Source organism: Ramlibacter henchirensis (assembly GCF_004682015.1).
Classification (GTDB): Bacteria; Pseudomonadota; Gammaproteobacteria; order Burkholderiales; family Burkholderiaceae_C; genus Ramlibacter; species Ramlibacter henchirensis.
Genome location: NZ_SMLM01000003.1, coordinates 695,254 through 703,460 on the forward strand (window position 1 = coordinate 695,254; position 8,207 = coordinate 703,460).

Genomic DNA, 8,207 nt, shown 5'->3' on the forward strand with positions numbered 1-8,207 from the left:
TCGCGAGGGGTACGGGCCCTGACCCGACCGCATTTATGGTGGACTTGGCCAAGATGCGCGAAGATTGCAAGTCTGTTTCCGCAAGCCTTGTCTGGGCAATCAAGCAATCCAGATCGCGGAATTAGGTACGTGCTCCGCCGGGTCCGCTTGCGGGCTAGCTAGCCGCGGGGAGGCGGCCGGGAGAAGCCAATGCACTTCACCCTTTCGGCTTGGGACGGCGAGGACTACCTTCTAGTGGCGGCTAGCGGCGATGCACAGCTTTGCCACTTGTGCCGCGTGGCCGATCTGTCCGCACGCATCTGTGAAGCGAAGGGCTACAGGCGTGCCCTGGTCGATCTCCTGGCTGTCACCCCACACCTCTCGTTCACTGATCATCTTCAGCTCGGCGCTCATTTCGCAACGGCACTCGCTCACCTAGATCAAGTCGCAACAGTCGTCGCTGCGAATCAGCGCACCGGTACCAGCGAGAAGGCCGCCCAGAAGCACGGCCTAAAATTGCGGACCCTCACGGAATTGCTGGAGGCGAAGCGCTGGCTTGAAGCGTCGATCGACGTAGCTTGATCGCTCAGGGCGCTGGGCAAGATCTCTTGAAGAACGGAAGTGAACCAGTCTTCATCGAGCAGCCGAGGAAAGGGCGTCAGCTCGGCGTGTAGGAGAGCTTGATCGCCCCTCGAAGCTCCGTCAGCCGCAACATCCTGCGCGATCGGCTTCCGGCTGGTCTTCGAAGGGTGCGCTGCCCCTCGAAGAGCCGACGGCAGCGTCTGACCGAATCAGACATTCGCCGGCCACTGGCCATTGGCGCGCCAGCGCACCAAACTCCTAGTAGCATCGCGACGGCATTTCGCCAGTTTCGATGGTGCCCTCGCACCTCGTTCAGCGCCGCGGGCCGGACGAACAGGCACGCAAGCAGGCCAGGGCGGCACCTTCAAAAACCTACGAAAGCTCCGACGGCGGCAAGGATCATCTGCGCGCAGTGTCAGGCCCGCTCCAAGCGAACGACAACCAGTGCCGCGCGCCTGCGGCTAAGGGGAAGAAGGTGTGCACATGGCGGCAAGTCGGCAGGCTCGCGGACCGGAGAAGGCCGCAAACCATCAGGGAGGAGCACCGAGCAGCGGCCGCCAAGAGGATCAACGTACCGGCAAACTGGCGCGCCGCCGGTGGGCTTTCAACCGGCAGTCGGCGACGTTGAAGCCCACTCGGCGGAGCAGGAGTGTGTAAGGGGCCGTTAGAAGCCCGGGCTCCGAGCCTGCTTCCGCCCAGTCCGCCACTCGGCTTCAGCCGACTGACGGATGAACTGACGCAAGGCAAGACAGGGACCCTTGTTGCTCCGAGCCCCCGCGCTGATCGGTTGAGCATATTCCCGAGGCCACGCAATGGCCGAGGCAGCACCTCTGCAAATGGAAAGCAGCAGCATCCACGCCGCAGCGAAAGCGCGGCGCGCCTGCCTTACCATCCGAACCGATGTGAGCTGAAAATGGGCGAGCAGCTCGTACTGGACTTGGCCGAAGATTGGCAGCCGCGAGCGGGTCCGAGACAAGTCCGCGGAGAAGGTGCAGACCCAATCGAGGCCAGACTTGAGGCGGGAGAAGTAAGGGCTTCAACCCGCCGGTGCCTCTAGTTCGTGGGCGGCCCGGGTCTGCAGGCCGCCTCGGTCAGTACGATGTTGTGCTTGCTGAGCTCGACTTCATCCTTGGGGTCCAACTCATCCGCGAAGCGTTTCGCGAACAACACCACTTCATTGGTGCCCTGCGGAGCCAAGCCGTCGGACGACAGGGCCGAAAAGCCCGTAACCGTAGGGGTCTTGGACTCGACCGAAGCGGCAGCGAGAGCCGGAACTGCAGCCGCAGCCGCAGCCGCAGCCGCAGCCGCAGCCGCAGCCGCAGCCGGAGCCGAAGTCGGTGCCGGTGCCGGTGCTGGGACGGGAGCCGGGGCGGGGGCCGGAACAGGCGCCGGGGCGGGAGCCGGCGGGACCCCGGCGATGATGGTGAACGAATCGGTCGGCGAGACGCTCCAGAGGGCTGGCAGCGTGTATGACAGCGCCGGGCTCGAGGCCGCGCTCACCGGCTGCAGGGTTCCCGAAATGCTCCCCGCGGAAAGATCGAAGACCTTCAAGCTCGTGGTTGCTGCCGTGCTGATGTAGCCGCCCGCGCTGATCTGGTCGAAGGAGGTCAGCGAGGCGACGTCGATCTCCGCCGTGCCCGTGCCGTTGAAGCTGAGGTCTCCCGACGCGGTGGCTGACCCGATGCCGCTGGCGCCACCCGGTCTGAGCGTGCCCTGGACGGTAGTCAGCGGAGCGTTGAACTGCAGGATAGGTGCGCTCACGGCTGACGTGTTTTGGATCACGACCGCGCTGCCGCTGGTCAGCGTGACCAGGTTGGCCGCGCTAACGTTGCCAACGACATCGAGGTCACCCATGCGCGCGATGAGTTGAACGTTGCCGCCGGCGCTGAGGCCCGGCGCAGCGACGCCATTGACGCCATCCATAAGGACATTGCCGGAAGCGGAGCCCGCGACGTAGCCGAGGTTATTGCTGGAAGCACTCGCAGGGTCGTTGCGCAGCCTGATGTCGCCACCAGCGGTTGCGGTCAGGCCATTTGCTGCATTCACGACGGCAAACCCGTCCTGCGACAGCGATCCCGCGATGCTTGCCGTAATCGATCCGGCGCTGGTGTTCCCCAGCACTGCATCGCGCGCGTTTGCGAGGTCCAAGTTGCCGCTGACGGAGATACTGGAGCCCACCAGGGTGATGTCGCTCGTGGCGGTGCTGGTGCCGGAGAGGGCCAGGTTGCCGCTCGCGTTGAGGCTGCCCCCAGCGCCTGAACTGATACCGTTTGCCTTTATCGACACATCCGCGCCGCCAATGGACACCACGTTCATCGCGGTCGTGCTCGCGATACTCACGTCACCAGCGGCTTGGACGTTCACTGTGCCGATTCGGTTCGCGGCAGTGGAGAGGTCCACGCCGCTACCGGGTACGACCCCAAGCGCAGCGGACACGTTGTTCGCTTCGACCGTGCCGCTGCCCTGGGTGAACGTCGTCGGTGCTGCGCCGGTGCCGGCGTTGAGGGACAGGTTCTGCGTGCGCACGTCACCGAGGACGATGCTCCCGTTGCCGGAGATGACCAAGGAGCCGTCGCTCTGGAGCAGTCCACCGGACAGGTTGTTCACGCCGCCGCCCGACGCGTCGATCCGCAGGCCTGTGGAGCCGCCCACAGAAACGATAGAGGTCCCGCTGCCCAGGTCCACCGTGGTGCCTTTCAGCACCATGTCTGCGCCGGTGATGCCTTGGTTGACAGTCAGTTTGCCCGCACTGGTGACGTTGACCGTCTCCGCACTGATGCCCGCGCCCCCGCCCCAATCTGTGTTCACTGACGCGACGGAGAGATCCTGGCTACTATTGACCGTGAAGGCTTTCCCGGCCCCGGCGGCGGTTCCCGCCACCATCCCCACAGCGTGATTGCCGGAGAGCTGCACCGATCCGTTCGTCGCGGAAGCGTACAGCTCGGGCACCGTGATGCTGCCCGTGCCGCCATCCCTGATGTCCCCGTTCTTGGCGACCAGGTGCAGTCCCGGCACGGCCGCCCCCGACGCGGGTCGGGTACCTCGGATCGTACCCAGGACGTCGATGCCCTTGTCGGCCTCCAGCGACAAGTCATTGCCGCTGTTCCACTGGATGACCGCATTGGAATTGACCGTGATCTGACCTCCCGTCCCGCCAGCGGCCGCAGCAGAATCCGTCTTCACCTTTACGTTGGCGGACGCGAGTTGTGTGTTGAGGTGTGAGTCCGCGATCTGGACGGGAGCCGTAGAACTGGGTTCGAAGAGCAGACCCGTCACGGTGCCCGTCAATCCGTTTACCAGGTCGAGCAGGAAGTTCGGATCGCGACGGATGATCGTGACGTCTACCGGATCCAGCAGCAGTGTGCCTGTTGCCCCCTGCGCCGCTCGGAGGTCCACCAGCCCGGTGAACTCTAGGTGCTGCTTGCCCGACACCTCGGCGAAGCCACCTTCGCCGCCTTGCGCTCCGCCGCGTGCGGAGATCTGCCCGTGCATACGGGTGACTTCGTCCGCCCAAACGATCACGCGTCCGCCGTCGCCCTGCTGGACGGCATCAGCCTTGATGACCGCGGCAGCGTCCACGTACGTGCGGGCCGCATTCGGCACATTCGCGTTCTCGCCCTGGTAGTCGCCGCCGACACGCACCTGGCCTCCGCCGGTCTTCCCACTGGCATCCAGGTTCGCGCCCGCCAGCAAGCCGACGCGCTGCCCGAACACGTCGATGCTGCCGCCCTTGTCGCCGGCCTGGGCCACGATGCTGCCATCCACCAGCGCGTCGTCCGTGGCGCGCAGCACCACCTTGCCGCCCTGCACGCTCACGCCGGTGGCCCGGATCACGCCGCTGTGCCTGAGCGTGCCGGCGAAGATGCCCACCGCATCGCCTTCCAGCTTGCCGAGGTTCACCGCCTGGTCGGTTGGGGCCTGCATTTCGAGCCGGATGCCTTCGAGCCCGCGCCCGGTAATCTCCACCTTCTGCCCCGCCGCTAGCACCGTGTCGCCGTTCGGGCTCTGGATCACGGCCTGCGAGCCCGCCTGCACGTCTGTGCCGACCAGGACCACGTCGCCGGAGGTGGCCAGGATGCGGCCGTACACGCGCAAGGCGCCAACGGCGCTGCCGTCGCCGAAGCGGAGGCGCCCCGCGATCGCATCGGCTTCGCTCATCCGCAGCGTGGAGGCCGTGAATCCGGCGGTGTCGACCACCGCCCCCGCGCCCACCGTGATGCCCGCCGGGTTCACCAGCACCAGCCGGCCGTTGGATGACAAAGTGCCGAAGATGGCGCTCGGGTCAGCTCCGACGACCCGGTTGATCGACGTGCTGGTCGAGCTGGGCTGGGCGAAGTGAGTGGTGCTGCCGCCCGGAACGCTGAAGCTCTGCCAGTCGATGGCCGAATGGCGGGTGCCGGCGCCGTTGCGCGTGGTCACCACCAGGTTATTGCCCTGCCGGCTGAGCGTGGCGCCGCCATGGATGGCGTTCGCGCCTGCAGGTTGGGCCCATGCGGGCCACGCCGAGAAGCCGGCTGCCAGCGCCACCGCAAGCAGCAGCGGACGATCGCGATGGGATGCCGCACCGGACGCGGGGCGAGGAAGGAACCGCGGGGGGATCTGGCGTTTCATCATGGCCTGCACCACCTGTCAAAGTTGACACTCAACGTAGCACGCTCTTACGAAAAACCCCCGAGAAATACTTGACAGACAGTCAGATCAGATATCTAAAAGTTGATGGCTTGCAATAAATGTCACGGGTGCCCGGCTTGTGTTCGCAGTGACCATCACAACACCACCGCCGGGCTCCGGGAGCGCCCACCGCGTGACGAGCTACCCGCGGCCGTGTACTTATGTCGCTCTCAAGCAGCACTCCTACCGAGCAGCGATGGACAACGGAAAGAACGGCCGCGCAACTCGCGAGCACAAAGCCGGAGTCGTCCCCAGAGCGATGGCTATGGCGTTATGGCCGACGCACCATAGAAAACGCGTCGATTCGATCGATAGACACTCATCGCAGGGGAGTGGCACGCGGGAGCAAAACTATCAAGCAGTGGTACCAAGAAGCCCTCCACGCGGCCTCGTGGCGCCCCGCGGTCAGGTGCAAGTGTTCCGGGCCTTGATGTTGTTGTCCTGCAGCACGCTTTGCAGCAACGGATTCCGGCTGGTCGGCATCGGCACGACGTCGAAGTCGAGGAACTTCGGGATGTTCAGCGGCCGCACCGTGGTGCCCTGCTGCGCGGCAAAGCCCGCCTCGCCGCGGCCGAGGTGCAGAACGTCGCCCGCGGTCGCTACCTCGATGTGGCCGTCGCGCACGTAGACGAACAGACCCTCCTCCGTGTCCGGCAGGTTCTCCATGGCGAACAGCTTGGGCGGCACCGTCACTTCGTCGGGGCGCGGGCCTTCGATCGCCGGCGGCGCGGTGAGCGGCTCCACCGTGCCTGTCGGCAAGACGACCAAGCCCTGCCCCGCCTGCAGAATCTCCATCCCGGTCCGGCCCTGCGGGGTGACGGCGATCGAGCCGAGCCAGGTGAACAGATTCAGGTTGTTGCCCGTGCACTCGCCCGGGCAGGCGGCGTCGAATCCGGTGCCGCGGATACCGATGGTGGCCGTAGCCGTGGAGAGGCCCACGTTGCGGTTGTTCGCCTTCGCGATCAGGCCGGTGAGCGCCCGCACCGAGCCGCGCAGCAGCGACGCGAGGAAGCGACCCTCGCCCGCGTTCTGCTCGTCGTAGACGAAGTTGTCGATGCGAAAGCGCGTGGACGAGCCCAGCGTGATGCGGCTGTCGTCGCGGAAGGCGATCACCGCGCGCGCGCCGGGCGCCGTCTCGACCACGTCGCCGGGATAGATGCCGCCGCCCTCCACCAGCCGGCGCCGGTTGTTGTCGGCGTCGACGGCATGGATCTCGCCCTGCGACTGGACCACCTTGGCGCTGGCGAGCACGGCGTTGGGCCGGGCCGACTCGGCCACCCGGGCGGCCTCGGCGCCGCAGTCGCGCGAGCAGAGGCGCGCGTCGAAGTCGGTGCCACGGATGCCGATCGTGGCCGTGCTGGTCTGCACCTTGGCGGCGTTAGGCGCGTTCTTCGAGATGAGGCCGGTGACGGCGCGAAAGCCGCCGCGCACCATTTGCAGCAGCATGTTGTTGTCGCTCGCGTTCTCGCGATAGCGGTACTGCGTGATCACGAGCTCGGAGTTGGGCCGCACCGTCATGCGGGTGCCGTCCTCCAGGCGCAAGATGGCTGACGCCCCATCCGAGGTGGTCAGGCGGTCGCCCTCGCTGAGTGGCAGCCCCTTCCCCAGCGTGCGCGGCGGCTGGCCGGGCGACTGGGCGAACCCAACGCCACGCGCGAACTCGACTTCACCAGCCGACTGCGCTAGCGCGGCGCCGCCGCACAGCGTCAGCAGCGCGCCGATGCAAAGGGTCGTGGCACTTCGATGGATGTTGAGCTCGAGCATTGCGAACCTCCGAAAACGCGCATGTAACGAGACGTTATACGCTGCTCAGCTCGATAAAAGACGCCGAGCACGTCGTCGCCTATCAGCACGATGTGCGGGAATTCACGCCGAGGTGAATTTCGGACGGCCTAGTCCAGGCGCCGCTATCGGGAAAGGCCGTTAAGGGCCGTTAACGCGCGACGCCGCGTCGGGCGCGCTGCCCACCGGCGAGCGGCCCAATTCGTTGAAGCGGCTGCGGACATCCGGTTGGCCGATTGCGGCGACAGCGACTCGTTCAGCGCCTTGACGACTTCGGGAGGCGTGCCCGGAGGTGCGACCACGGCGTACCAAAGTCACCGCTTGCAACCCGATCTCGGCAAAGGTAGGAACGTCAGGCAACGAAGCCGCACGCTTGACGTCCGCGACGGCCAGGATCCGGACCTTGCCCGCTTTGTGCACGCGCCATGGTAGCGCTCAGGTTCGTGAAAAAACACATCGACCGCCCCGCCGCCAAGCCGGCCATCGCCCGTGTATCGCCGCGGTAGGGCACGTGGATCATTTCGGCGCCGGCGGCAGTCTCGAACAGCTTGGCCGTCAGGTGCGAAGTCGTGTCGTTCCCCCGCGAGGCATAGCTCACCTTGCCTGCATTTGCCTTCACATGGGAGATGAATTCATGCGCCGTGCGGACTGGCAGCTTCGGCCTGGTGACCAGCGCGTTCGGGACCTCGGCGTCACGGGGACCGGCACCCACTTGTCCGGTTCAAACGCCAACTTGGGATACACGCTCTGGTTGACGGAAATGGAGCCCGGCGAGGACAGCAGCAGTGTGTGGCCGTCTGCTCGGACTTGAACACCAAGTCGGCGCCGACGGCCCTCTTCTTCGGGTACCCTGACTGGGACACGGCGTGTCGCTGCTGATGGCAGGTTCAACGTACTTCGCCGCCGACTGGGTCGTCTCCGCTTTCATGGAGCGGCGGCATGCGAGATGGCCCGCTGCAGCGGCCCTGGCTTGGTGGTGCGCTGACGGCTCGTACTGGTTGTATTGGTCTCTCGTCCGTCCAGAGGTCATGCAAGTCACAGCGACTCAAGTTCCAAGCGCACACGGATCTTGGTCTTCGGGTCGTAGTGGAGCGTAAGCGGCCTACAGCATCGTGGAAGTCCACACCGCTGGTGGCGCGGTCTGCCGTCGCGCGAATTGGGCGACGCCGGCTCATTGCTGCTTGAACCAGTAA

The 8,207-nt window shown here is 65.8% G+C and carries 4 protein-coding genes; 1 reads left to right on the forward strand and 3 read right to left on the reverse strand.

What is annotated here, in order from left to right; all coding sequences use genetic code 11:
* Positions 1 to 189: 189 nt before the first annotated feature.
* On the forward strand, positions 190 to 561 hold the full coding sequence (locus EZ313_RS21370) for a hypothetical protein (protein ID WP_135265316.1): 372 nt from the start codon (positions 190 to 192) through the stop codon (positions 559 to 561).
* Between the two features lie 1,053 nt (positions 562 to 1,614).
* On the opposite strand, the gene EZ313_RS21375 is transcribed toward EZ313_RS21370, so the two are convergent.
* The 3 genes from EZ313_RS21375 to EZ313_RS21390 all read right to left on the reverse strand — a co-directional run bounded on the left by EZ313_RS21375 (position 1,615) and on the right by EZ313_RS21390 (position 7,726).
* Positions 1,615 to 5,172 (reverse strand): two-partner secretion domain-containing protein, encoded by a 3,558-nt coding sequence (locus tag EZ313_RS21375; protein WP_167772687.1) that lies wholly within the window; start codon positions 5,170 to 5,172, stop codon positions 1,615 to 1,617.
* Positions 5,173 to 5,637: 465 nt separating this feature from the next.
* Entirely contained in the window at positions 5,638 to 6,996 is a 1,359-nt protein-coding gene (locus tag EZ313_RS21380) for a FecR family protein (RefSeq protein ID WP_135265318.1), read from the reverse strand.
* Positions 6,997 to 7,366: 370 nt separating this feature from the next.
* Positions 7,367 to 7,726 (reverse strand): tripartite tricarboxylate transporter substrate-binding protein, encoded by a 360-nt coding sequence (locus EZ313_RS21390; RefSeq protein WP_135265320.1) that lies wholly within the window; start codon positions 7,724 to 7,726, stop codon positions 7,367 to 7,369.
* Positions 7,727 to 8,207 lie beyond the last annotated feature (481 nt).

What these genes read in the sequence shown, in the direction of transcription:
- EZ313_RS21370 (WP_135265316.1), top strand. Translation starts at nt 190, where the DNA reads ATGCACTTCACCCTTTCGGCTTGGGACGGCGAGGACTACCTTCTAGTG.
- EZ313_RS21380 (WP_135265318.1), bottom strand. Translation starts at nt 6,996, where the DNA reads ATGCTCGAGCTCAACATCCATCGAAGTGCCACGACCCTTTGCATCGGC.
- EZ313_RS21375 (WP_167772687.1), bottom strand. Translation starts at nt 5,172, where the DNA reads ATGAAACGCCAGATCCCCCCGCGGTTCCTTCCTCGCCCCGCGTCCGGT.